The organism is Methylobacterium sp. OAE515 (assembly GCF_041806315.1).
In the GTDB taxonomy this organism is placed as follows: Bacteria; Pseudomonadota; Alphaproteobacteria; order Rhizobiales; family Beijerinckiaceae; genus Methylobacterium; species Methylobacterium tardum.
On the sequence record NZ_JBGMUV010000001.1, the window covers coordinates 3,852,383 to 3,877,412 of the forward strand.

Annotated in this window: 22 protein-coding genes and 1 tRNA gene; 14 read left to right on the plus strand and 9 right to left on the minus strand. The window is 71.6% G+C overall.

Annotation, left to right across the window (positions count from 1 at the left end; all coding sequences use genetic code 11):
* Positions 1-503: 503 nt before the first annotated feature.
* Positions 504-1,952 carry a DUF1254 domain-containing protein gene (locus ABIE45_RS18775; RefSeq protein WP_192709399.1) on the plus strand — a complete coding sequence of 483 codons (1,449 nt, stop codon included), beginning with the start codon at positions 504-506 and terminating at the stop codon, positions 1,950-1,952.
* Positions 1,953-2,513: 561 nt separating this feature from the next.
* Here ABIE45_RS18775 and ABIE45_RS18780 read toward each other — a convergent pair.
* A tRNA-Glu gene (locus ABIE45_RS18780) sits at positions 2,514-2,589 on the minus strand.
* A gap of 106 nt (positions 2,590-2,695) precedes the next feature.
* Between ABIE45_RS18780 and cobU the strand changes: the two genes are divergently transcribed.
* The 5 genes from cobU to ABIE45_RS18805 all read left to right on the plus strand — a co-directional run bounded on the left by cobU (position 2,696) and on the right by ABIE45_RS18805 (position 7,030).
* Positions 2,696-3,262: a bifunctional adenosylcobinamide kinase/adenosylcobinamide-phosphate guanylyltransferase gene (cobU, locus tag ABIE45_RS18785; RefSeq protein ID WP_192709400.1), complete on the plus strand. Its 567-nt coding sequence runs from the start codon at positions 2,696-2,698 to the stop codon at positions 3,260-3,262.
* Entirely contained in the window at positions 3,259-3,861 is a 603-nt protein-coding gene (gene cobO / locus ABIE45_RS18790) for a cob(I)yrinic acid a,c-diamide adenosyltransferase (RefSeq protein WP_192709401.1), read from the plus strand. Before cobU ends, cobO begins: the two co-directional genes overlap by 4 nt.
* 23 nt (positions 3,862-3,884) lie before the next feature.
* Positions 3,885-5,327, plus strand: a complete 1,443-nt coding sequence (locus ABIE45_RS18795) for a cobyric acid synthase (protein ID WP_192709402.1) — start codon at positions 3,885-3,887, stop codon at positions 5,325-5,327.
* 78 nt (positions 5,328-5,405) lie between these two features.
* Positions 5,406-6,752, plus strand: a complete 1,347-nt coding sequence (locus ABIE45_RS18800; protein ID WP_192709403.1) for an MFS transporter — start codon at positions 5,406-5,408, stop codon at positions 6,750-6,752.
* A 101-nt stretch (positions 6,753-6,853) separates the two neighbouring features.
* A complete protein-coding gene (locus tag ABIE45_RS18805) occupies positions 6,854-7,030 on the plus strand; it encodes a hypothetical protein (protein WP_192709404.1) in 177 nt (58 codons plus the stop codon).
* Between the two features lie 7 nt (positions 7,031-7,037).
* Here ABIE45_RS18805 and ABIE45_RS18810 read toward each other — a convergent pair whose 3' ends face one another.
* A complete protein-coding gene (locus ABIE45_RS18810) occupies positions 7,038-7,952 on the minus strand; it encodes an NAD(P)-dependent oxidoreductase (RefSeq protein WP_192709405.1) in 915 nt (304 codons plus the stop codon).
* 179 nt (positions 7,953-8,131) lie between these two features.
* On the minus strand, positions 8,132-9,142 hold the full coding sequence (gene cbiB, locus ABIE45_RS18815) for an adenosylcobinamide-phosphate synthase CbiB (protein ID WP_192709406.1): 1,011 nt from the start codon (positions 9,140-9,142) through the stop codon (positions 8,132-8,134).
* On the opposite strand from cbiB, the gene cobD reads away from it, so the two are divergent.
* Positions 9,134-10,168, plus strand: coding sequence for a threonine-phosphate decarboxylase CobD (gene cobD / locus ABIE45_RS18820; protein ID WP_192709407.1), 1,035 nt, complete (start codon positions 9,134-9,136; stop codon positions 10,166-10,168). The genes cbiB and cobD overlap by 9 nt on opposite strands.
* Here cobD and ABIE45_RS18825 read toward each other — a convergent pair.
* Positions 10,161-11,336, minus strand: a complete 1,176-nt coding sequence (locus tag ABIE45_RS18825) for an MFS transporter (RefSeq protein ID WP_192709408.1) — start codon at positions 11,334-11,336, stop codon at positions 10,161-10,163. The two genes, cobD and ABIE45_RS18825, sit on opposite strands and share 8 nt — an antisense overlap.
* Positions 11,337-11,692: 356 nt before the next feature.
* Between ABIE45_RS18825 and ABIE45_RS18830 the strand changes: the two genes are divergently transcribed.
* Positions 11,693-11,884, plus strand: a complete 192-nt coding sequence (locus tag ABIE45_RS18830; RefSeq protein ID WP_192709409.1) for a hypothetical protein — start codon at positions 11,693-11,695, stop codon at positions 11,882-11,884.
* A 248-nt stretch (positions 11,885-12,132) separates the two neighbouring features.
* A complete protein-coding gene (locus ABIE45_RS18835) occupies positions 12,133-13,542 on the plus strand; it encodes a malonyl-CoA decarboxylase (protein WP_192709410.1) in 1,410 nt (469 codons plus the stop codon).
* A 1-nt stretch (position 13,543) separates the two neighbouring features.
* On the opposite strand, the gene ABIE45_RS18840 is transcribed toward ABIE45_RS18835, so the two are convergent.
* Positions 13,544-14,116, minus strand: coding sequence for a TetR/AcrR family transcriptional regulator (locus ABIE45_RS18840; protein WP_373622464.1), 573 nt, complete (start codon positions 14,114-14,116; stop codon positions 13,544-13,546).
* 53 nt (positions 14,117-14,169) lie between these two features.
* Between ABIE45_RS18840 and ABIE45_RS18845 the strand changes: the two genes are divergently transcribed.
* Positions 14,170-14,619 carry a monooxygenase family protein gene (locus ABIE45_RS18845; RefSeq protein WP_192709411.1) on the plus strand — a complete coding sequence of 150 codons (450 nt, stop codon included), beginning with the start codon at positions 14,170-14,172 and terminating at the stop codon, positions 14,617-14,619.
* Between the two features lie 74 nt (positions 14,620-14,693).
* Positions 14,694-16,202, plus strand: coding sequence for a malonyl-CoA synthase (locus tag ABIE45_RS18850; RefSeq protein WP_192709412.1), 1,509 nt, complete (start codon positions 14,694-14,696; stop codon positions 16,200-16,202).
* A 149-nt stretch (positions 16,203-16,351) separates the two neighbouring features.
* On the opposite strand, the gene ABIE45_RS18855 is transcribed toward ABIE45_RS18850, so the two are convergent.
* The 4 genes from ABIE45_RS18855 to ABIE45_RS18870 all read right to left on the minus strand — a co-directional run bounded on the left by ABIE45_RS18855 (position 16,352) and on the right by ABIE45_RS18870 (position 18,637).
* Positions 16,352-17,182, minus strand: a complete 831-nt coding sequence (locus ABIE45_RS18855; RefSeq protein ID WP_192709413.1) for a hypothetical protein — start codon at positions 17,180-17,182, stop codon at positions 16,352-16,354.
* Positions 17,183-17,284: 102 nt separating this feature from the next.
* Positions 17,285-17,656, minus strand: coding sequence for a DUF3618 domain-containing protein (locus ABIE45_RS18860; protein ID WP_192709414.1), 372 nt, complete (start codon positions 17,654-17,656; stop codon positions 17,285-17,287).
* Between the two features lie 5 nt (positions 17,657-17,661).
* The gene (locus ABIE45_RS18865; RefSeq protein WP_192709415.1) at positions 17,662-18,087 is read right to left on the minus strand and encodes a phage holin family protein; all 426 of its coding nucleotides are present in this window, start codon (positions 18,085-18,087) and stop codon (positions 17,662-17,664) included.
* Positions 18,088-18,091: 4 nt separating this feature from the next.
* The gene (locus tag ABIE45_RS18870; protein ID WP_192709416.1) at positions 18,092-18,637 is read right to left on the minus strand and encodes a hypothetical protein; all 546 of its coding nucleotides are present in this window, start codon (positions 18,635-18,637) and stop codon (positions 18,092-18,094) included.
* A gap of 477 nt (positions 18,638-19,114) precedes the next feature.
* On the opposite strand from ABIE45_RS18870, the gene ABIE45_RS18875 reads away from it, so the two are divergent.
* The 3 genes from ABIE45_RS18875 to treZ all read left to right on the plus strand — a co-directional run bounded on the left by ABIE45_RS18875 (position 19,115) and on the right by treZ (position 25,022).
* Positions 19,115-20,536 (plus strand): trehalose-6-phosphate synthase, encoded by a 1,422-nt coding sequence (locus ABIE45_RS18875; RefSeq protein WP_192709417.1) that lies wholly within the window; start codon positions 19,115-19,117, stop codon positions 20,534-20,536.
* Positions 20,537-20,590: 54 nt separating this feature from the next.
* Entirely contained in the window at positions 20,591-22,708 is a 2,118-nt protein-coding gene (gene glgX / locus ABIE45_RS18880; RefSeq protein WP_192709418.1) for a glycogen debranching protein GlgX, read from the plus strand.
* Positions 22,709-23,216: 508 nt separating this feature from the next.
* Entirely contained in the window at positions 23,217-25,022 is a 1,806-nt protein-coding gene (treZ, locus tag ABIE45_RS18885; RefSeq protein ID WP_192709419.1) for a malto-oligosyltrehalose trehalohydrolase, read from the plus strand.
* Positions 25,023-25,030 lie beyond the last annotated feature (8 nt).

Sequence of the window (25,030 nt, forward strand, 5' to 3'; positions counted from 1 at the left end):
ACAGAATTTAAAGTGCGCGGCGTTAGCGGTTGATAAATGGCGCCCTCTCGTAAGTTGATCCAGAATGCGATCGGCGCGCCAAGACGTTAATCGAAAAGGCGCGCAGGTGGCGTCCCTCGAGAGCTCATCGACAGCCCCGGGACTGCCTCGGCCAGAAGCGGGCCGGCCGCGTCCACCGTGGAGGGTTGGCAAACCAGTGAGGCGGGCGTTGCAAGCGGTCGTCCGGAGCCTTCCACACAGGCCCGCCCTCTCGGAACGTCAGACCTCCTCTGCACGTCCGGGCCGAAACCGGGCCGCGGTCCCATTCGATCAAGCTGCCTTGCTCAGCCTCGGTATGCTGCCGCGCGCTGCGATCCGGTGTGGCGCCCGAAATGTATCCGCGTCGTGCCGACGGTGGGCGACGTTGGTCCGGCGCGGGCGCGCAACATCCGACACGGGTCAGAGGGGATGGGGATTTTCCCCTGAAGCCGCCTGCCTGAGCGGGCAAGTCCCGGGAGACGGTCATGGATGTCACCAGACGGATCTTCGCCGCAGGCGCTGCAACGCTCCCCTTTGCCGGCTCGGGACTGCCCGTAGCCCGGGCGCAGAGCACGGCACAGGACGCACCGCTCATCGGCCCCCATGCGGTCGCGGATCCCCTCGCGATGGCGGTGGACGCCTACATCTACGGCTATCCGCTCGTCACGCTGGAGATGACGAGGCGCGTGCTCACCAACGTGGCCGCGCCGGAGGGCAAGGGCGCCCCGATGGGCCAGTTCGCCAATATGCGCGCGTATCCGGACGCGAAGTTCCGGGCTGTGACCGCACCCAATGCCGACACGCTCTACTCCAGCGCCTTCGTCGATCTCGGGACGGAACCGCACCTTCTCAGCATCCCGGAGGAGGACGGTCGCTACTACCTCATGCCGATGCTGAGCGCCTGGACGAACGTCTTCGCCGTGCCGGGCAAGCGTACGACCGGAACCGGGCCGCAGACCTACTTCATCGCCGGACCAGGCTGGAGCGGCAGCGTGCCCTCCGGCGCCAAGCTGATCCAGGCGCCGACCAACCTGATCTGGATCCTCGGCCGGACCTACTGCACGGGCACGCCCGAGGATTACAGGGGCGTGCACGCGCTTCAGGACCAGTACCGGCTCATCCCGGCGAGCGCGGCCGGCAAGCCGTACACCCCGCCGGCAGGCCGGGTCGATCCGAGCGTCGATACGAAGACGGCCGTGCGCGAGCAGGTCAACCGCATGGACGCGGCGACCTACTTCAACCTGCTGGCTACTCTGATGAAGGACAACCCGCCGGCGCTCGCCGACGGGGTTCCGGTCGCCAAGATGGCCTCGCTCGGCATCGTGCCGGGCCAGCCCTTCGATCCGTCAGGCCAACCACCCGCGATCCGCGAGGCGGTCGAGCGGGCACCGAAGGAGGCCATTCTTCGGATCATGGGCCACCTGAGGGCGACGGGCAGCCACGTGAACGGCTGGACCTTCACGACCGAGGGCGGCGATTACGGCAAGGATTACCTGCAGCGCGCCCTTGTCACTGCGGTGGGACTCGGCTGCAACCTGCCGCAGGACGCGGTCTACCCGCTGGCCACGGTCGATGCCGCAGGCCGGCGGCTGACCGGCGCCTCCACGTACGTGATGCGCTTCCCCGCTGGCGAATTGCCGCCCGTCGACGGGTTCTGGTCGCTGACGATGTACGACGCGGACTATTTCTTCGTCGAGAACCCGATCAACCGCTACTCGGTCAGCCCGCGCGACGATCTCAAGGCGAATCCGGACGGCTCGGTCGACCTTCTCATCCAGGCCGAGAGCCCGGGCGCCCAACGCGAATCTAACTGGCTGCCAGCCCCGAAGGGGCCCTTCATCCTGATGCTGCGCACCTACTGGCCGAAGGACGCCCTGCTGAACGGCTCCTGGGCACCGCCGCCGGTCACCCGCAGTTCCAGCGCCACGCTCTGAGCCGGCCGGCTCGGATCGTCCGGGGCCGTCGACAGGTCTCAGCCCCTCGCCGCGACGGCCACGGCCCCAGGCGCGGGCCTGGGCGGCGGGGCGCCCCAGCGCCCAGTCGGCGAAGGTCCGCTTCCGCTAGGAAGGCAGGCCCGCGGGACCAGGGCCTGTCGTCACGTGAGGTGATCGAGGGCAGCGGCGAGGCAGGGGATACCGCTGCAGCGGGCGGCGGCTTTCTCGTCGCGCGCGGCAATGGCCCGCCACGCCTCGGGCTTTGCCCCGGCCTCTCGAACCTGCTGCCGGAAGCGATGGATGGAATAGCCCCGATCCACCGCGCCCCCTTGGAGCACGCCCGGCAGGCGATCGAGCTAGGGCAGCGCGTTGGGTCATGGGCCTGCCCCGGCGCTTCGGCCGGCCTGCTTCAACCAGAGGCTCCAGAACAGCTCATTGCGTGTCGCTCAGCAACGTCCCTTCCGAGATTGGAGGCGCAACGCGTGCTCCGCCAGAAGGGTCAGGCAGCGACAGAACTGAGGCCGCCGCGCCAGCAAAATCGAGCTCAGTTCCTGATTTTACTGGCGCGCCCTACGGGAATCGAACCCGTGTTTTCGCCGTGAAAGGGCGACGTCCTGGACCGCTAGACGAAGGGCGCACTGGTTGGGCCGGCGTTCTATAGTCGGAGCGGGCGCGGCCGGCAACCGCTCATGCGCGGCAGAAACCAGGTTTGACCGCGCGCCGGGTTGCGGCGATGGAGAAATATGCCACAGCCCACCCCTCGCATGACCCTCGTCCTCGGCGGGGCGCGGTCCGGCAAGAGCGCCTACGCGGAGGGGCTGATCGAAGCCTGCCCCGGCCCGTGGCTGTATCTCGCCACCGCGCAGGCCTTCGATGACGAGATGATCGACCGCATCGCTCAGCACCGCGCCCGGCGCGCCGGGGCCTGGCGCACCCGCGACGTGCCGCTCGCGCTCCCGGAGGCGGTCGCCGCGTCCGAAGGGCCGGTTCTGGTCGATTGCCTCACGCTCTGGCTCACCAATCTGATCCTGGCGGAGGCCGACGTGGCGGACGCGACCGAGCGGCTGCGCGCGGCCTGCGCCGCCGTGCGGGGTCCACTGGTGCTGGTCGGCAACGAGGTCGGACTCGGAATCGTACCCGACAACGCCCTCGCCCGGCGCTTCCGCGACGCCGCCGGCCGCCTCCACCAGCACCTCGCCGCGCAGGCCGACCGGGTCGTGCTCACCGTGGCCGGTCTGCCGCTGGTCGTGAAGCCGCAGGCCTCCGATCGAGCCCCCGATCGAGCCCCTGACGCAGGAGTCTCCCCATGATCGACGATGCCGCCCGCCACCGCGAGAAGATGGAGAAGCGCAAGGCCGTTCAGGACGCCGAGGTGGCGGGCAAGACCCTCGAGAAGGGCCTGCTCATGGTCCATACCGGCCCCGGCAAGGGCAAGAGCACGGCGGCTCTGGGGCTGATGCTGCGGGCGCTCGGCCGCGGCTGGCGGGTCGGCATGGTTCAATTCATCAAGGGCGGCTGGGATACCGGCGAGCGCCACGCCGTGGCGGCCTTCGGCGACCGGGTCGTGTGGCACACCCTCGGGGAGGGCTTCACCTGGGAGACCCAGGACAAGGCCCGGGACATCGCCGCCTGCCGCCATGCCTGGGACGTCGCCGAAGGCCTGATGGCCGATCCCGCGATCCGCCTGCTCGTCCTCGACGAGTTGAACATCGCGCTGCGCTACGACTATCTCGACCTCGACGCGGTGCTGGCCGCGCTGACGCGCCGCCGGACGGACCTCCACGTGGTCGTCACCGGCCGCAACGCCAAGCCGGCCCTGATCGAGGCCGCCGACCTCGTCACCGAGATGGGCAGCGTCAAGCACCATTTCGCCGCCGGGGTGAAGGCGCAGGAAGGAATCGAGTTCTGAGCCCGCCGCGCGCGAAGGCCCTGATGATCCAGGGTACCGGCTCCGATGTCGGCAAGTCGCTGATCGTGGCGGGGCTGGCGCGCGCCTTCACCGAGCGGGGCCTGAGGGTCCGGCCGTTCAAGCCGCAGAACATGTCGAACAACGCCGCCGTCACCGCCGACGGCGGCGAGATCGGCCGGGCGCAGGCGCTCCAGGCCCGGGCCGCCCGGGTGCCGCCCTCCGTGCACATGAACCCGGTCCTCCTGAAGCCGCAGAGCGAGGTCGGCTCCCAGGTGGTGGTGCAGGGCCGGATGGTCGCCACCGTGAAGGCGCGCGACTACCAGGCCTGGAAGCCCCGCCTGATGAGCGCCGTCCTGGACAGCTTCGCGCGGCTCGCGGACGAGGCCGATCTGGTCCTCGTCGAGGGCGCGGGCTCGGCCTCCGAGGTCAACCTGCGCGCGGGCGACATCGCCAATATGGGCTTCGCCCGGGCCACCGACACGCCGGTGGTGCTGGTCGGCGACATCGACCGGGGCGGGGTGATCGCGAGCCTCGTCGGCACGAAGGCGGTGATCGATCCCGGCGATGCCGCGATGATCGCCGGCTTCCTCGTCAACCGGTTCCGCGGCGATCCGAGCCTGTTCGCCGACGGCATGCGGCTGATCGCCGAGAAGACCGGCTGGGCGGCCCTCGGCCTCGTGCCGCATTTTCCTGACGCGACGCGCCTGCCAGCCGAGGACGTGCTGGGCCTGGCGGGCTCGGACGCGCGCGGGCCCGGCTCCGTCACGGTTGCGGTGCCGGTGCTGCCACGCATCGCCAATTTCGACGACCTCGACCCGCTGCGGGCCGAGCCCGGCATCTCCGTGGTCCTGGTCCGGCCCGGCACGCCGATCCCTGCCGAGGCCGCCCTCGTGCTGCTGCCGGGCTCGAAGACCACGATCGACGACCTGGAGGCTTTTCGCCAAGAGGGCTGGGACATCGACCTGCGCGCCCATGTCCGGCGGGGCGGCCGGGTGCTCGGCCTGTGCGGCGGCTACCAGATGCTCGGGCGCACGCTCGCGGATCCGCACGGGATCGAGGGCGCGCCGCGCACGGTGCCGGGCCTCGGGCTCCTCGACGTCGAGACTGTGATGACCCCCTTGAAGCGCCTCGCCGCGGTCACCGGCACGAGCCTGCCCGATGCCGTGCCGTTCTCGGGCTACGAGATGCATATCGGCGCGACCGAAGGGCCCGACGCGGCCCGGCCGCTGCTGCGCTTCGCCGACGGGCGCCTGGACGGGGCGGTCTCGGCGGACGGGCGCGTGGCCGGGACCTACGTGCACGGCCTGTTCGCCGACGATTCCCAGCGGGCGGCGTGGCTCGCGCGCCTCGGGTCGGCCTCGGACGGCGCCGGCTACGAGGCCGGGGTCGAGGCGGCGCTGGACGGCCTCGCGCGACACATCGCGGCCCATGTCGACTGCGACCGCCTCCTGGCGCTTGCCCGGTAGGCGCGGCCTGAGCCAGGGATTACTCTGTGTAATGCCGGTCCCGCCGCGAAGGGCCGCACGCGCCCAGAGGAACGCCCCATGCCGCCCACGCCATCCCCCGTCGGGGAAGATCTCGCCGCGAGCACCGTCCGGACCGTGACGCTGCGGCTGATGCCGCTGCTCGGCCTGCTCTACCTGATCGCCTATATCGACCGGCAGAACGTCTCCTACGCCAAGCTGGAGATGGTTGGCAGCCTCGGCCTCAGCGAGACCGCCTACGGGCTCGGAGCCTCGCTGTTCTTCCTCGGCTACTTCCTGTTCGAGGTGCCGGCCAACGTCTTCCTGGAGCGGGTCGGCGCGCGGATCTGGTTCGCCCGGATCATGATCACCTGGGGGATCGTCACGGTGCTCCTCGGCTTCACCCAGGGCACGGCGATGTTCTACGTGCTGCGCTTCCTGCTCGGCGCCGCGGAGGCCGGCTTCTTCCCCGGCGTGCTGTTCGCCCTGACCCTGTGGTTCCCGCAAGCACACCGGGCGCGGATGATCGGCTGGTTCATGATCGCCAGCGCGGTCGCCAACGCGGTCGGGGCGGCGGTCGGCGGCGCGCTGCTCGGCCTCGACGGGCTCCTCGGCCTCCAGGGCTGGCAATGGGTGTTCCTGGCCACCGGTGCGCCGGCGATCCTCATGGCCGCGGTGGTGCTGGTCGTCCTGCCCGACGGGCCCGAGACCGCGCCCTGGCTGTCGCAGGCCCAGCGCGACTGGCTCGCCCGCACGCTGCGCACCGAGCGCGAGGATGGCGGCCATATCGACCACGGCAACCCGTTCGCGGCGCTCCTCGACCGGCGGGTGCTGATGCTCGCCGGGGTCTACGTCTCGCTGCCTCTGGCCGCCTACGGCCTCGGCTACTGGCTGCCGACCGTGGTCAAGGGCTTCGGCGTCTCGAACCTGACGAACGGCTTCCTCAACATCATTCCCTGGATGGCCACGGCCTTCGCCCTGTGGTGGGTTCCGCGTCACGCCGCCCGCACGGGCGCGGAGGGCAACGCGCTGACCTGGCACGTGGTCGGGCCGGCTCTGGTCGGGGCGGCCGGGCTCGCGCTCAGCGTCGTCCTGCCGGGCAACGCGGTGAAGTTCGCCTGCCTGTGCGTGGCCGCGGCCGGGACCTTCGCGGCCCAGCCGGTCTTCTGGTCGATGCCCGGGACCTTCCTGCGCGGCGCCTCGGCGGCCGCCGGGATCGCGGCGATCAACTCGGTGGGCAATCTCGGCGGCTTCGTCGCGCAGAACGCCGTACCGTTCATCCGCGACCAGACGCAGAGCAATCTCGTGCCCATGCTGTTCCTGTCGGCCTGCCTGGCCGTAGGCGCCGGCCTGATGTTCGTGGTGCTCTCGGCCCTGCGTCGGGACGCGGCACGGCGGGCGGTTCCGACGGGCGCGCGGCCTGCCTGAACACGGGACGGCTTCGTGCGTTATCCTTCCTCACGCCGGAGTTTCCGGCACGATAATGCGGACCCGCGAGGCTGCGGGGCTCTGCTGAGGAAGGCACCGCGATGAGCCAGGGATTCCCGCTTCTGATTCTCGCCTTCGGCACGCTCGGCGCCGTCTGGTTCCTGGCCGCCGCGGCGCGCAAGCAGGTCGCCGACGCGAAGGGCAGCCCCGAACGCTCCAGCGTGATCCACCATCACGGCGACACCCCGCGCCCAAATATGCCGGGTACTGAGCACTGAGGACGCGTCAACCGGCGGCGATCCGTCGGCAATGGTCGAGGGCGGCGCCGATCAGGTTGTCGCTGGCCTCGGGCGTGCGGAACGCCGAGTGCGCCGACAGGGTGACGTTGGGCAGGGCCGCCAGCGGGTGATCGGCCGGCAGCGGCTCGACCGTGAACACGTCGAGCCCGGCCCGCGCCACGCGGCCGCCGCGCAGGGCCTCGACCAGGGCGGCCTCGTCGAGCACCGCCCCGCGGGCGGTGTTGACCAGCATCGCGCCGGGCTTCATCGCGGCGATCCGCGCGGCCGACAGGAAGCCGCGGGTCTCGTCGGTCAGGAGCAGGTGGAGCGACACCACGTCGCTCTCGGCGAGCAGGTGCTCGAGCGCGACGAAGTCGACACCCGGATGCGTTCGCGGGGTGCGGTTCCAGGCGAGCACCCGCATGCCGATACCGCGGCACAGCCGCGCCATCTCGGCGGCGATCCCGCCGAACCCGACGAGGCCGACGGTCTTGCCGGTGAGCTGGATGCCCTCCGTGCGCAGCCAGGATCCGGCGCGCATCGCCCGGTCCATCTCGGGCAGGCCCCGGGCAGCGGCCCACATCAGCGCGAAGGCGCATTCGGCGACCGCCGTGTCGCCGTAGCCCTTGATGGTGTGGACCGCGATGCCGCGCTCGGCCGCGAGCGCCTCCGGGTCCATGTAGCTGCGCGCGCCGGTGCCGAGGAACACCACGTGCTTCAGGCCCGCGCAGGCCCGGGCCACGTCGCCGGGGAGGGCGGTGTGGTCGATCACCGCGATCTCCGCCCCGTCCAGGATCGCGGGCAGGTCCTGCGGCGTGATGCCGGGATCCGCGTGGATCGCGAAGGGCGGATCGTCCGGCCGCAGCAGCCGCCGGGCCACCGCCGCCAGGGTCTCGCTGGCATCCACGAACACAGCGCGCATCGGCGTCTCCCCCATCCAGCCCCGTCCGGCCACGATGCGTCCGGTGCGCGGGCCGTGCCAAGGCCCGATCGGGGAATGTCACCGTCTTTGCGAGCGGCGCGAAGCAAGCCAGGGCAGCGGGCTTTCCGTCAGCGTGGCGCAGCTGGATTGCTTCGCTCCGCTCGCGACGACGGTGTGGCTCAGCCCGCCAGGGTCAGGCACAGCGCGAGGAGCGCCAGCACGAGGCCGCCCTGGAGCCAGCAGGCCGTCCGGTAGAGCGCCAGCGCCCGGGCGATGTCGTCGGCCGTGGCCTCGGCGCGGCCGTCGCCCATATGGGCGTCGGGGACGAGGGTGCCGTCGTAGACCCGCGGCCCCGCGAGCCGCAGGCCCAGCGCCCCGGCCATGGCGGCTTCCGGCCAACCGGCATTGGGCGAGCGGTGATGGCGCGCATCGCGCACCATCGCCCGGAGCGCACCCCGGGCGTCGGCGCCGCGCAGGGCCGCCGCCCCGGCGATCAGCAGGCCGGCGAGCCGCGCGGCCGGCAGGTTCACACCATCGTCGAGCCGGGCCGCCGCCCAGCCGAAGGCGGCGTAGCGCGGGGTGCGGTGACCGATCATGCTGTCGGCGGTGTTGATCGCCTTGTAGAGGGCGCCCCCGGGCAGCCCGAGACAGCCGATCCAGAAGGCCGGCGCCACGATCCCGTCGGAGAAATTCTCCGCTAGGCTCTCGATGGCGGCGCGGCACACGGCCGGCGCATCGAGGCGCTCGGGGTCGCGCCCGACGATCATCGCCACGGCCCGGCGCCCCGCCTCGAGGCCGCCGGTCCGCAGGGCCTGCTCCACGGCGGCGACGTGCTGGTGCAGGCTGCGCTGCGCCGGCAGGCTTGCGCAGATCAAGCCGAGGAGGAGCACGGCGGGGAGGGGGCCGATCCGGGGGCCGACCAAGAGGCCGGCGAGTGCGGTGAACGCCCAGGCCAGCGCGCCCACCACGGCGAGCAGGAGGGCCAGCGCGACGCAGCCGGCGATCCGGCGGCGGCGTTCGGAGCCGCGGTTGAGGCCGCGCTCCAGGGCGGCGATCAGCCGGCCGATCCAGGTGACAGGGTGACCGGCCGCCCTGTAGAGCGCGTCGGGATAGCCGGCCGCCGCCTCGATCCCGAGGGCGACGGCGAGGACGGCGAGCGTATCGGCGAACGTACCGGGCAGATGGACCATTCGGTGTGGAGCGTTCCCGCGCGTGAGGTCGCCCCGATCGCGCATGGCGGCGATCTCGGCGGGCTGCGAATGGCCTATCCCGACGCGCCGGAGCCCTGGCTGGACCTGTCGACGGGGATCAACCCGGTCCCGTATCGTGTGCCGCCGGTGGAGGCCAGCGCCTGGACGCGGCTGCCCGAGGCCGCGGAGGTTTGGGCGCTCCGGGAGGCGGCCGCCGCGGCCTACGGCGCGCCGGACGCGGCCCATGTCGTGCCCGCCCCCGGCACGCAGATCCTGATCGAGACCCTGCCCCGGCTCCTGGCGCCGAGCCGGGTCGCGGTGCTCGGCCCGACCTATGCCGAGCACGCCGCCGCCTGGGCGCGGGCCGGCCACGCCGTGGACGAGGTCGCGGCCGTCGCGGGGCTCCGGGACGCCCAGGTGGCGGTGATCGTCGATCCCAACAACCCGGACGGGCGAACCTTTTCGGGCGCCGAGCGCCGCGCCCTGGCCGGTACGCTGCGTGCCCGCGGCGGCCTGCTGGTCGCCGACGAGGCCTTCGCGGACCTGGAGCCGGTGGAGAGCCTGTGCCCGCACGTCTCCGCACCGGACGTGGCGCCGGGTCTCGTGGTGCTGCGCTCCTTCGGCAAGACCTACGGGCTCGCCGGCCTGCGCCTCGGCTTCGCGATCGCCAATCCCGCCACGGCGGTCCGGATCGCCGCGGCGCTGGGCCCCTGGGCGGTGTCGGGTCCCGCCCTGGCGATCGGACGCGCGGCCCTCTCGGACGCGGCGTGGCGCGCGCAGGCCGCCCGGGACCGCGCGGCGGACGCGGCGCGCCTCGACCGGATGATCGCCCGGGCCGGCGGCCGGATCGTCGGCGGCACGAGCCTGTTCCGGACCGCCGACTTCCCCGACGGGCCGGACCTTTTCCGGCGACTCGCGGCGTCCGGGATCGCGGTGCGGCGCTTCGCCGAGCGCCCGGAGCGCCTCCGGTTCGGCCTGCCGGCCGGGAAGGGGGCCTGGTGCCGGCTGTCGCGGGTGCTCAGGTAGACCGCACGCCCGGCGGGTGCGGGTCGCGCGCCGCCACGATCACGGCCAGCGCCGAGAAGGCGAGGCCGACCGCGCAGACGCCCGGCCAGCCCACGAGCAGGAAGGCCTGCGAGCCGGCATAGGCGCCGAGCGCCCCGAACACGAACAGGGTGGTGAACAGGACGGTGTTGATGCGCCCCCGCGCGCCGGGGACCAGCGCATAGGCCCGGGTCTGGTTGGCGATGAGCGCTCCGTTCATGCCGATATCGATGAGCAGTACGCCGAACGCCACCGCGATCAGCGACCACGTGCCCCCGACCCAGAGCACCAGGAAGGAGAGGGCGACCAGCAGGCTGCCGCCGAGCACCACGGGCTTCGCCCCCCGCCGGTCGGTGAAGCGGCCCGAGATCGGCGCCACGAAGGCGCCGCAGACGCCGATCACTCCGAACAGCCCCGCCCCGGCGGCGGAGAGCCCGAAGGGCGGCCCCTCGACCAGCAGCGCCAGGGTCGCCCAGAAGGCGTTGAAACCGGCGAACAGCAGCGCCTGCGACAGGCTCGCGGTGCGCAGGACCGGCTGGGTACGGGCGAGGTGGAGGATCGACAGCATCAGGGCGCGGTAGCGCAGCGGGTGCGTCTGGACCGTGTGCGGCAGGGTCGCCCGCGCGATGCCCGCCATGGCGAGCGCCAGCAGAGAGGCGACGAGGAAGACCGGCCGCCAGCCGAGATGCGCGCCCAGGAAGCCGCTCGCCGTCCGGGCGAGCAGGATGCCGGTGAGCAGCCCGGTCATCACCTGGCCGACGACCCGGCCGCGGCTCGCGTCCGGGGCGAGCTCAGCCGCGAACGGCACCGCCTGCTGGGCCGCGCTGGCCAGCACGCCGACCATGAGGTGCGCCAGCGCGAGGCTCGCGAGGTTCGGGGCGAGGCCCACGGCCAGCAGCGCCACCGCGAGGCCAAGGCACTGCCACACGATCAGGGCGCGGCGCGGCAGCGCGTCGCCGAGCGGCACGAGCCCGACGATGCCGAGGCCGTAGCCGACCAGCGCCGTGGTGGGCACCCACAGGGCGGCGCGGTCGCCGAACTCGGCCACGATCAGGCCGAGCAGCGGCTGGTTGTAGTAGATGTTGGCGACGGCGCCGCCGGCGATCAGCGTCAGGCCGAGCCGGGCCTTCGCGTCGAGGAACGTCGTCACGGCTGGATCGGGAACAGGCAGGCGCGCCGCCGCGGGTAGGCCATGGTTGGGTCCGTGTCCGGAAGAAGCTGGCAGGGAGAATGGGGCAGGGCGCGAGCGATACGGGCAGAGCGCGCCGCCCGGCAAGCCGCGGCGGCGCATCCCTGCCGGCACGCTCCATCGCGCCGCAGGCCCTTCACCCGGGCCGGCACCGCACCATATGCCATCGACGCGGCTGACGCCGTCCGCATGCGAGCGGCCGCCGCAGGTCACGTCCAGGGCGTCGAGCCGATCCAGGTTCCGCACCGGATGACGAGCGAGAGGGCGGTTTCGTTCCGTGCGGACGGATCCGGGACCGCTGCAGCAGGGAGTACGGGATGCCGAACTACCGCGTCGACTTCGCCAAGGAGATCCTCGGGGTGCCGTTCACGATCGGCTCGGTCGAGATCACACGGGCGCGCGATCCCGAGCGCGCCCGCCGCGCCGCCGAGCTCCGCTTCGCCCGTCAGCACGGCGTCGGCGACTGGCGGGAACGGGCCGACCTCGCCACCGTGGCCGAGCGGCTCTGAGCCACAGCCCGTCACAGGACCTTCATCCCGGCCCGACAGGATGGGGCTTCCGCCATCCGCGACGCTCAAGCTCTGGTCGCGGACGGCGCGCCGCCGTAGAATGTCCCCCAGGATCGGGGGGCTGATCCGGCCTCCGCGCGGAGGCCGGCGGTTCACGGACCCGGTTCCGCACGCCTCCGATCGACGAGCCGGTGTCGCGGGGCCGGAGGCGCTTCAGGTCCGAACCGGCGGGGGTCAGTGCAAGGGTCATGGCGGCGATCTCCTTCTTCGGCGACCTGCTTCAGACCATCAGCGAGCGCGGCCGCGACCTGATCGGCATCGGGCGCGGCGACATCGCGTCCCGCGCGAGCGCCGGCGACCTCGTCAAGCTGTGCGAGGACCTGATTTCCCGGCGCGGCGAGGCCTCCGGCGTGGCCCTGGCCCGCCTGATCCTCGACCGCTACGCCAGCTTCGGCCAGGCCGAGCGCCACGCCTTCCTGCGGGCCATCGCCCTCGATTTCGACGCGGACCACGCCGCCGTCGACGCGGCGATCGCCGCCTACCGGGCCGCCCCGTCGCGGGCCCGCCTCGGCAGCCTGCACGAGGCCGCCGAGCCGCGCAGCCAGGAGCTGATCCGCCGCCTCAACCTCGCCCGTGGCGGGACGCTCAGCCTCGTGCGGATGCGCGAGGACCTGTTCGACCTGCGCCGGGCGCTGCGCGCCGGCGACGAGGCCGACCCGGCCCTGATGGATGCGGTCGACAGTCTCGATTGCGATTTCGAGCACCTGTTCGCCTCGTGGTTCAACCGCGGCTTTCTGGTGCTGCGCCACATCGACTGGACTACGCCGGCGCATATCCTGGAGAAGATCATCCGGTACGAGGCGGTCCACGCCATCGCGGACTGGGACGACCTGCGCGCCCGGATCGAGCCGCCGGACCGGCGCTGCTTCGCGTTCTTCCACCCGGCTCTGGCCGACGAGCCGCTGATCTTCGTGGAGGTGGCGCTCACCGGAGAGATCGCCTCGGCGATCGCCCCGATCCTGTCGCAGGCGCGCAAGCCCCTGCAGCCGCAGGCGGCCAACACGGCGGTGTTCTACTCGATCTCGAACTGCCAGAAGGGGCTCGCCGGCGTCACCTTCGGCAACTTCCTGATCAAGCAGGTGGTCGAGGATCTCACCCGCGAGATCCCCACGCTCAAGACCTTCGTGACGCTGTCGCCGGTGCCGGGCTTCGCCGCGTGGCTGGCGCGGGAGCGCCGCGCCGACAGCCCGCAAGGCCTGCTGCCGGAGGATGTCGAGACCCTGCGGGCGCTGGACGATCCGGACTGGGCCGCCGACAAGACCCGAGCCGAGACGGTGCGCCGGGCGCTGATCCCCGCGGCGGCGGCCTATTTCCTGCGCGCCAAGAACGAGCGCGGGCGCCCCCTCGACCCGGTGGCCCGGTTCCATCTCGGCAACGGCGCGCGCCTCGACCGGATCAACTTCCTGGGCGACACCTCCAGGAAGGGCCTCGCGCAGTCGCACGGCCTGATGGTCAACTACCTCTACGACCTCGCCGCCATCGAGCGGAACCACGAGACCTACGCCAATCTCGGCACCGTGGTCGCGGCCCCCGCGGTGACCCGGGAGCTGCGCGCCAAGCTGCCGCCGCCGCGGGCCGTGGTGCTCGCCGAGGCCTGATTCAGCCGCGCGCCGTCAGCCGGGAGAAGGACAGGGTGATCCGCCGGGCTGCGGCCTCGGCGGCCGCGCCCTCCAGGGGCACCCGGCGATCGAGGATCAGCGCGGCGAGCCCGTGGACCAGCGACCAGGCGGCGAGCGTCAGGTCCTCGGCGGACATCCCCGGGCCCGCCAGGGTCGCCGCCCGCTCCTCCAGGATCCCGTAGGCCCGCGATTTGCCCGGCGTCCGGCAGGGCCTCATGAACATCAGCCGGAACAGGGCCGGGCGCCGGCAGGCGAAGGCCACGTAGGCCGCCCCCTGCGCGGCCAGCGCCTGGGCCCCCGTCGCGGAGCTGTCGGCGGCCTCCAGACAGGCGGCGAGATCCGCGAACCCGCGGGCCGCGACGGCCTCGAGAAGTTCCTCCTTGTCGGCGAAGTGACGGTAGGGCGCCATGGCCGAGACGCCGCAGGCCCGGGCCGCCGCGCGCAGCGACAACGCGGCCTCGCCCGCCGTCTCCAGGAGATCCAGGGCCGCCGCGACCAGCGCCGCACGCAGGTCGCCATGGTGATAGGTCCTGTCCGAAATCGATGTTGACACTGTACGCAGACCACCGCATGTTTACACTGCATACAAGCCCAGGAGGCTGACTCATGCAAGGCGCTCCCGTCCGCCGGTCCGTGGATCTCTCCGGCTATCCCGACCTTGTGGTCGTGTATCTCGGCTTCCGGGTCGCCCGCTGGCGCGGCCTGCTCGCGCTGATGGGCCTCGGCCGCGGCATCGCCGCCTCGGTGCGGAGCCAACCGGACGGGCTGCTGGCGCACGAGAACCTGTTCTTCGGGCTGACGCATGTCGGCATGCGCCAGTACTGGCGCGATCTGGAGAGCCTGGAGACCTTCACCCGGTCGGAGCCGCACCGCACATGGTGGCGGGACTTCTCCCGGGATTCCAAGGGCTCCGGGTTCTGGCACGAGGCCTACGGGCGGCGCGGCATGGAGGCGATCTATGTCGGCATGCCCGCGCCCACCGGTCTCGGGCTGTTCGCCCCCGAGCGTACCCCGGACGGCGCCTTCCTGTCGTCGCGGCAGCGGCTGGCCGCCTGAAAGGGCTCGCCCAAAGGCCCTCCAGGCGGCTATGGGTGCGCGAGACACGCAGCCCGTGATAGCTCAGCCTCACGATGACGAACCATCTCTTCTCCCTGGTGCGGGACGGCGTTCCCGATCTCGCCAAGACTGTGATCGAGACGCCGGAGGGCCGCCGATACAGCTACGCGGACCTGATCGCCCGCTCCGGCGCTTACGCGGCTTCCCTGCGGGCGGCGGGCGTCCAGCCCGGCGACCGGGTGGCCGTGCAGGTCGAGAAGAGCCCCGAGGTGATCTTCCTGTATCTCGGCGCGGTCCGGGCCGGGGCGGTGTTCCTGCCGCTCAACACCGCCTACACGCCGGCGGAGATCGGCTACTTTCTGGGTGACGCCGAGCCCAGCGTGTTCGTCTGCGATCCCGGCAAGCGCGACACGCTGGCGGAGGCCGCCGCGAAGGTCCGCCAGATCTGGACCCTCGACGCCGCGGGCGGCGGCAGCGCCGCCGAGGCCGCGGACCGGCAGGACGGTGAGTTCGCCGACGTCCCCCGGGGCCCTGAGGATCTCGCGGCGATTCTCTACACCTCGGGCACGACCGGGCGCTCCAAGGGCGCCATGCTGACCCACGACAATCTGGCGTCGAATGCCCGGACCCTGGTCGAATTCTGGCGGTTCACGGCCGACGACGTGCTGATCCACGCCCTGCCGGTGTTCCACACCCATGGCCTGTTCGTGGCGACCAACACGGTGCTGGCGAGCGGCGGATCCATGCTGTTCCTGCCCCGGCTCGACCCGAAGCTGATCCTGAGCCTGATGCCCCGGGCCAGCGTCCTGATGGGCGTGCCGACCTTCTACACTCGCCTCCTCAAGGAGCCGGGCCTGACGCCGGAGGCGGCCCGGGGCATGCGGCTGTTCGTGTCGGGCTCGGCGCCGCTTCTGGCGGAGACGCATCGCGAGTGGCAGGCCCGGACCGGCCACGCCATCCTCGAACGCTACGGCATGACCGAGACCAACATGAGCACCTCGAATCCCTATGACGGGGACCGGGTCGCCGGCACGGTCGGCTTCCCGCTGCCGGGCGTCGCTCTGCGGGTGGTCGATCCCGAGGGCGGGCGCGTGCTCGGCCCGGATTCGGTCGGCATGATCGAGGTGAAGGGCCCGAACGTGTTCCAGGGCTACTGGCGCATGCCCGAGAAGACCGCGGCCGAGTTCCGGGCTGACGGGTTCTTCATCACCGGCGATCTCGGCAAGGTCGACACGCGGGGCTACGTCCACATCGTCGGGCGCGGCAAGGACCTGATCATCTCGGGCGGCTTCAACGTCTACCCGAAGGAGGTCGAGACCGAGATCGACGCGCTGCCGGGCGTGGTCGAATCCGCGGTGATCGGCTTGGCGCATCCAGATTTCGGCGAGGCCGTCACCGCCGTGGTGGTGGGCGGTGCCGGATGCCCCGACGAGGCCGGCGTGCAGGCCGCCCTGGAGGGTCGGCTCGCCCGGTTCAAATGCCCCAAGCGCGTCCTGTTCGTGGACGAGCTGCCGCGCAACACCATGGGCAAGGTCCAGAAGAACCTGCTCCGCGAGGCGCATGCGGAGCTGTACCGGGGCTGATGTTCCGATCCGCCACGCCGTCTTTGCGGGCGGAGCGAAGCAACCCAGGCCACGCGACGCCTCTCGACGTCGCGCAACGCTGGGTCACTTGGCTGCGCGCGTGATGACCGTGCCGGGAGCCCTGACAGAGCGAAGCTCCAGCCCGCGGATCAGAGGTTGTGCTGCGTCCGCTCGTCCTCCGGCGGCTTGTGGCCGTCCGGATCCGCCACCTTGCGGGCGGCGGCGTTGAGGTTGTCCGGATCGAGGGCGGTCTGGACGAACTCGCGACCGATATTGGTCACCTCGCGGGCGTAGCGTAGGCCCTGGTCTCGCACCTCGTCGGCCCAGGGACCGATGCTCCGGTCCTCCTGGCGGGTGCGCGGCAGCAGCGCGCCGAGCAGCAGGCCGGCGGCGACGCCGACCACGCCGACGAGCAGCGGGTTGTCGTCCACGAACCGCTCGACGGTGGTGCGGCCGCGCTGGATCCCGTCGATCCCCTGGCTCGTCAGGTCGTCCAGTGCCCGCATGTTGCGGCGGTGGAGGAGGCCGGCCCGTTCCCGGGCGTCGTCGTAGGCCGCGGATGCGCGGTCGCGGGCCTGATCGGCCGCACCGCCGAGGCGGTCGTTGATGTCGTTGGCGAAGTCCGACACGGTCCGACGCGCCTGCCCGGCGAGGTCGGCGGCGCGGTCGCTCGCCGCCCGGACGCTGTCCTTCGCGGCGGACGCCCCATCCTCTGCCGAGGACGAGCCACCGGATGTCGTGCCGGACGTGCCGCCCGCCGAGAGGGGGGTGGCGCCCTGGGGGAGCGGGTCGTGCCGGCCGTGCGGGTCCGGTCGCAGGGTGAAGTCGCCCGCCGCGGTGCCGGGCGCGCCCGGATCGCCGAGCCCGGCCGGATCTGGCCGCAGGCCCTTGTCACCGGAGCCATGCGGCATCGCGGCCTCGGCGGCGAGCTGCTCGGGAATGCTGGAGGGCGTGGTCGGGATGCCCGGCTTGTCGGTCATGGCGCTGTCCTCAGATATCGGTCTCGGCGGTCCGTGCTCGGCGCCGGTTTGCCTGGCCTTCCAGCCGGGCGCGTGGGTCTCGTCCCGGGTCCCGCCCGGTCGTCAGATCTCGGTCCTGTCCAGCGGATCGCGGGCCGGGCGAACCGTCGGGAGATCGGGGTCGTAACCGCGGGCCGCACCGGTGTTCAGGGTCGGCACGCGCTCGGCCGAAACCTCCGTGCGGCGGCGCTGTGCGTCGCGCGCCATTCGGTTGAACAGCAGGCCGACACCGGCCGCGATCAGCAGCACCGGCACGGGATTGCGGCGCACCGCCTCCAGGGCCGAATCGTAGGTGCTGTTCAGGGCCGGCACGCGCCGGGCATTGCCCAGCATCTCGTCTACGAGGTTCGGCACCGAGAGCCGCCCCTGGATGCGGTCGATCGTGTCGTCGAGCCGGGCACGGCTCTCTTCGATCTCCTTCTCGAGGTCGTTCATCGTACTCATCCGGACACACGCTCCGACAAAGCCTGGGCATCCTGGCGAACTTGGCGCGTGGTGCGCGTCGGGGCCAGGGTCGAGAGGGAGAGAACGCTGCGCGCCCACAGGGCCATCCCGACGGCGATGACCAGCAGCACGCCACCGACGATCAGGGCGGAGAGCCACTCGGAGCCCACGACCGTGGCAAGCCACTTCACGAGGGCGCCGATCAGGACCAGCAAGGCGACCACGGCGAACACCGCCGAGCCGACCATGCAGGCCAGGCCCACGATGAGCTGGCGGATGTTGCCCGCCATCTCGGCGCGGAACAGCGCGATCTCCTTGCGGGCGAGTTCGTTGGTCTCCCGCAGGGCGTCGCCGATCAGGCTCTGGATGCTGGAGGGGCCAGCAGAGGGACTGGCTTGGCGCGGATCGGAACCCTGGGCCATGACGTCAGGCCCGGAAGCTGTCGCGGGCGTCGCCTTCCGGCGCCTCCGGCGGCAGGCTCGACGACTTGATGAAGCGGGCGGCGATTAGGCCGGCCACGAAGGTGCCCACCGCGACCGCCACCGGCGCACGCCGGGCGAAGGATTCAGCCTCGTTGTAGAAGTCGCCAAGGCTGCGGCGCTCGATCGAGGAGCCGAGCTGCTCCAGACCGTCGGCGGCGCTGTCGAAGAAGGCGCGCACGTTCGGCTTGTCGCCGAGGTCGCGGCCGGAATTGCGGATCGTCTGGGCGAGATCGTGGACCGACTGTGCCGCGTCGCTCTTGCGCTGCTCGACATAGGACTGCGCCTGCAGCCGCGCCGCGTCGAGGAGCCCGCGCCCGCGCTCCGCCGCCACGTCGGCCAGCCCCTCGACATCGCCCTGCAGGGCGCGCCACTGCGCGCGCTCATCCGCCGACCCGTGCGGCGCCTCATGCGCCGTCGCGTGCGACGTCTCGCGGAGCGGATCCGCGAGCGTGTCCTTGGGCGTATCCTGCGGTAACTCGTTGCCGGCCATCTCGAAAACACTCCTCGCGACGCAGGGTCGGCGCCGCTCGCGGCGGCCGCGGCGACCGCGGCCCCCGCGATGGCTGAGTAACCGATTGGGGTGACACCGGTTCCGGTGGACTCGACGCTCCGGACCGCATCGCGCACCGGCGGTCCGCAGCACCGCTCAGTCCGCGTTCAGGCAGCGTCCGGCAGAACCGTCACGCTTGCGCGACGCCGCCCCGCCCGACTCGTCGGGTGGGGCGCGAGCCGGTTCGGTTCGGGACGGAGCGGTCGCCCTGTCGGGGAACGGCACGACCTCGACTTGACCCGCGCCCGGCTTCACGCTTGGGTTGCCTCAGCTTGGGTCGCCCCGGCTTGGGTCGCCCCAAGACACAACAAAGGATCGCGCAGAGCCTCCGCGCGTTCTGACATATAGTTGAAGTCCCGATGCAGGCGCGGCGAGATCCTCGACCCGACCCGCGCCCCTGATCCGGAGCCGACCCGCGTGGCACGCCTTGTGATCGTATCGAACCGCGTCGCCGTCCCGGAAGAGGGCGGCAAGGCGGTGGCGGCGGGCGGCCTCGCCGTCGCGGTCAAGGAGGCCTTCACGGCCTATGAGGGGCTGTGGTTCGGCTGGAGCGGCACCATCACGGACGAGCCCTCCGAGGAGCCGACCCTGATCGACCGGGGCCGCGTCCAGTACGCGGTGGTCGATCTCTCGCCGCAGGACCACCTGGAATATTACGCCGGCTTCGCGAACCGGGCCCTGTGGCCGATCATGCATTACCGGCTCGGGCTCGGCGCCTTCTCGCGCTCGGACTACGCTGGCTACAGCCGCGTCAACCGGACCTTCGCGCGCGCGCTCGCCAAGCTGGTCGAGCCCGACGACATCATCTGGGTGCACGATTACCACCTGCTGCCGCTCGCGGCCGAGCTGCGCGGTCTCGGGCTCGACAACCCGATCGGCTATTTCCACCACATCCCCTGGCCGGCCGCCGACGTGTTCAACTCTCTGCCGGCGAGCGGCGAGTTGCTGCGCGCCATCGTCGATTACGACCTGATCGGCCTGCAGACCGAGGCGGACGTCCAGAACCTGCAGCGCAACCTCGTCGACACCCAGCGGGCGATCCCGCTCGGCGGCGGCTCACTGATGGTCGACGGCCGCCGCACCCGGATCCGCGCCTTCCCGATCGGCATCGACGTCGCCGGCTTCAAGGAGGCGGCCGAGAGGGCCAATGCCAACAAGGTCGTGCGCGAGACCATCGCGGGCCTGCGCACCCGCAAGCTGCTGATCGGCGTCGACCGGCTCGACTACTCCAAGGGCGTGCCGGAGCGGATGGAGGCGGTGGAGAGCTTCTTCGCCTCCAATCCCGACCAGCGCGGCAACGTCACCTACATCCAGATCACGCCGAAATCCCGCAGCGAGGTGCCGGAATACGAGCAGCTCGCCCGCGACGTGAACGAGAAGGTCGGCGAGATCAACGGCTCGCTGGGCGACCCGGCCTGGACGCCGATCCAGTACATCACCAAGGCCTATCCCCGCCCGGTGCTCGCCGGCCTCTACCGGGCGGCCCGGGTCGGCCTCGTCACGCCGATGCGCGACGGCATGAACCTCGTCGCCAAGGAATACGTGGTCGCCCAGTCCGAGGACGATCCGGGCGTGCTGGTCCTGTCGAAATTCGCCGGTGCCGCCCGGCAATTGCCCGAGGCGCTGCTGATCAACCCCTACGACCGGTTCGAGGTCGCCGAGGCGATCCGGGCCGCACTCTACATGCCGAAGGCGGAGCGGCTGGCGCGCTGGAAGCCGATGGTCGAGCGCATGACCCGCGAGGATGTCGACTGGTGGGCGCGCAATTTCCTGGCGGAACTCGAGAATTTCCGCACGGTGGAGCGCGAGCCCCCCGCCGCCGCCGCGGCCGCCGAATAGCCGGCGCCGCCCGCTGCTTCCGCCCGCCGCCCTCCGTGTGACCGGACGCTGCGCATGATCGCCGTCGACGACGGGGTGCCGGCGCCGCTCGGCGCGCATTTCGACGGGCGCGGCGTCAACTTCGCCCTGTTCTCCGAGCACGCCACCGCGGTCGACATCTGCCTGTTCGAGCCGGGAGAGCGGCACGAGACCCGCACGGTCCGGCTGCCCTGCCGGACCGACGACGTCTGGCACGGCTACCTGCGCGGGGTGCTGCCGGGCCAGCTCTACGGTTACCGGGTGCACGGGCCCTGGGATCCGGCGAACGGGCACCGGTTCAACGCCTCGAAGCTGGTGCTCGACCCCTATGCGCGGGAGATCCGCGGAAAGATCCGCTGGCACGACGCGCTCTACGGGCACCGCCGGGGCCGGGAAGACCGCATCGACCGGCGCGACAGCGCGGTCTACATGCCCAAATGCGTGGTCACCGCCCCGGAGGTGCCCGACCTCGCGCTGGCTCCGGTGCGCCGGCCGCTCGCCGAAACGGTGGTGTACGAGGCGCACGTCAAGGCGCTGACCCGCACCCATCCCGACATCCCCGAGGCGGAGCGCGGCACCTACGCGGCGCTCGCCCACCCGGCGATCATCGCGCATCTCGTGAAGCTCGGCGTCACCGCCCTGGAACTGCTGCCGATCCAGGCCTTCGCGGACGACCGCTTCCTGGTCGAGAAGGGGCTGGTCAATTTCTGGGGGTATCAGCCCGTCGGCTACTTCGCGCCGGACCCGCGCTACCTGGGCGAGGGCGGCCTCGGCGGCCTGAAGGCGGCGATCCGGGAGCTGAACGCCGCCGGGATCGAGACCTGGCTCGACGTGGTCTACAACCACACCGCCGAGGGAGACCACACCGGCCCGACCCTGTCGTTCCGCGGCATCGACAATGCCAGCTACTACAAGCTGGACCCCGCCGATCCGCGCCGCAATCTCGATTGCACCGGCTGCGGCAACACCTTCGACGCGAGCCACCCGCGAGTGATGCAGCTGGTGCTCGATTCCCTGCGCCACTGGGTCACCGCCTATGGCATCGCGGGCTTCCGCTTCGACCTCGCCTCGAGCCTCGGGCGCGCCCCGTTCGCCTTCACCCCGCAGGCGGCCTTCTTCCAGGCGGTGGCGCAGGACCCGGTCCTGGCCCGGGTCAAGATGGTGGCGGAGCCCTGGGACATCGGGGAGGGCGGCTACCAGCTCGGCGGCTACCCGCGCGGCTGGAGCGAGTGGAACGACAAGTTCCGCGACGCCACACGGGGCTTCTGGAAGGGCGATCCCGGCACGCTCGCCAAGGTCACGCAGGGCCTGACCGGCTCGCGCGAGGTGTTCGCGCCATCGGGGCGCTCGCCGCTCGCCAGCGTCAACTTCATCGCCAGCCACGACGGCTACACGCTGGCCGACACGGTGGCGTACGAGGAGAAGCACAACGAGGCCAACGGCGAGGACAACCGCGACGGCCATAACCACAACGTCAGCCGCAACTACGGCGTCGAGGGCGACACCGACGATCCCGCGATCTTGGCCTTGCGCGCCCGCCAGAAGCGCAACATGCTGGCCACCGTGATGCTGGCCCAGGGTGTGCCGATGCTGCTGATGGGCGACGAGCGCTCCCGCAGCCAGGGCGGCAACAACAACGCCTACGCCCAGGACAACCCGACGAGTTGGATGGACTGGAGCACCGATCCCGATCCCAGGCTCACGGATTTCGTCGCCAACCTCCTGGCCCTGCGCCACGCCCAGCCGGCCCTGCGGCGAAAGCGCTTCTTCACCGGCGCGCTGATCGACCCGGACGAGCCCCTGCGCGACGTGCACTGGCTCGCCCCCGAGGGCACCGAGATGGAGGGGCGCCACTGGTCCGACGACGGGCTCCAGGTGTTCGGCATGCAGATCGGCAACGATGGCGGCCCGGGGGACCGCCTCCTGATGCTGTTCAACGCCGGGGCGGGGCCTCTCACGTTCCACCTCGCCCCGGTGATCGGCGGTCCCTGGAGGCCGGTCTTCGACGCGGGCGAGCCGGACGGCGCGCTGCCGCCGGACGCCCCGGCCTACGAAGCGGGGGCCGCCGTGCCGCTGCCGGGCCGCACGGTCCTGGTGCTCACCGCCGCGGGGACGGAGAACGGGAGCCGGACCGGGTGGGTGCCGGAGCGGTAGGACGGGCTCTCGTCTTCAGATCGTGCATCTGTCGCGCCATGGCCTGATGGTCTCGATGCTGGCGCCGTCCTGGCAAAGAATCGACCAGACCGGGATCGGCTCCGACCGCACCCTCGGCATCCGAGGCCGAATGCGTAATGTTTCTCGCGGTTTGCGGCGATCTGTGGATCCAAAGCGCGCGCTTGAATGTCCGGCACAAGGACGGCTGACGACGTCGACGATCGTTCACCGATAAGGGTGACGGCCGGATCCCGGTCTGCCCTTCCTCGCAGATTACCGGCCTCACACGTCTCCAGTGACGATTGAGCGCGAGCGGCCCCCCGCATCTCTCCATCCCCCTCTGTGGGGGCGGGAGACGCACGGGCATCCGTCCCCCCATTGCCACACCTCGCGCCCGCCATAGCTGCGGTGCGGGAACCGGATCGAGCCCGGGGCCTTCTCCCACGACAGATGACCCTGCTGCGCTTGTGCCCCGGTGCGCGCGACCAACGACGAGGAATGTGGCCCGATGCGGCGCGCCCACAGCATGGAATTCGGGGCCGAGATGGTCGGGGGCGGGGTGCGCTTCGCCCTCTGGGCGCCCACCGCCCAGAGCGTCGACCTCGTCGTCGACGGTATCGACCACCCGCTGCCCGAATCCGGCGGCGGCTGGCGGCGCACCGCCCTGCCCGGCGTGAAGCCCGGCGCCCGCTACGGCTTCCGCATCGACGGCGACCTCGTGGCCCCCGACCCCGCCTCGCGCTTCCAGCCCGACGACGTGTCGGGCCTGAGCGAGGTGATCGACCCGCGCAGCTTCGAATGGTCCGACGCGGGCTGGACCGGGCGGCCCTTCGAGGAGGCGGTGATCTACGAGTGCCATGTCGGCACCGCGACGCCGGAGGGCACCTATGCCGGCCTGCAGGCCCGGCTGCCCGACCTCAAGGCGCTGGGTGTCACCGCCATCGAGCTGCTCCCGCTCGCCGACTTCAAGGGCTCGCGCAACTGGGGCTACGACGGCGTCCAGCCCTACGCGCCGGACGGCGCCTATGGCCGCCCGGACGACCTCAAGCGCCTGATCGACACCGCCCACGGGCTCGGCCTGATGGTCTATCTCGACGCGGTCTACAATCACTTCGGCCCGGCCGGGAATTACCTCCACGCCTACGCCAAGACGTTCTTCACCGAGCGCCACCAGACGCCGTGGGGCGCGGGCATCAACTTCGACGGCAAGGAGAGCGGCGCCACCGTGCGCCAGTTCTTCATCCAGAACGCCCTGTACTGGCTGGAGGAGTACCGCTTCGACGGCCTGCGCTTCGACGCCGTCCACGCCATCCTCGACGATTCGCCGCGCCACTTCCTGGCCGAGCTCGGCGAGACGGTCCGCAAGACCTTCCCGGACCGCCAGATCCACCTGATGCTGGAGAACGAGGCCAACCAGGCCCGCTGGCTGGAGCGGGACGCCGCCGGGCGCCCGAAGATGCACGACGCCCAGTGGGCCGACGACCTGCACCATTGCTGGCATGTCCTGCTCACGGGCGAGGATGCCGGCTACTATAAGAGCTTTGCCGACAAGCCGGTCGAACACCTCGCTCGCTGCCTCGCGGAGGGGTTTGCCTATCAGGGCGAGCCCTTTGCCACGCTCGACAACCACCCGCGCGGCGAGCCTTCCGGGCACCTGCCGCCCTCGGCCTTCGTGACCTTCCTGCAGAACCACGATCAGGTCGGCAACCGGGCGCTCGGCGAACGGCTCAACCATCTGGCAGACCCGAAAAAGCTCGACCTCGCCCGGGCCGGCTTCCTGCTGGCGCCGCAGATCCCGATGCTCTGGATGGGCGAGGAATGGTCGGCCTCGGCGCCGTTCCTGTTCTTCGTCGACTTCGCGCCGGACGAGGACCTGAACAAGGCGGTGCGCGATGGCCGCCGCCGGGAGTTCAAGAGCTTCGCGGCGTTCGCGGACGACACCTCGAAGATCCCGGATCCGACCGAGCGCGAGACCTTCGAGGCCTCCAAGCTCGACTGGTCCGAGCGAGAGCGCTCGCCCCACCGCGAGGTGCTGACCGAGACGACCCGGCTCCTCGGCCTGCGCCGCGACGTCGTCGTGCCGCTGGCGAAGTCCGGCTACGAGGGCGCCGCCGCCACCCTGCCGCGGGCCGACGTGGTCGATTGCACGTGGCGCTTCGGCGCCGGCACCCTGCGGTTCGTCGCCAATGTCGGCGACGCACCCTTCGCGCTGGATCCGGGCGGTGCCCGGGTGGTCTGGACCAACGCCCCGGACAGGGCCGGACGCGAGTTGCCCTCCTGGGCGGGCGTGTTCCTGACGGAGGCCCGCTCGTGAGCGCCTTG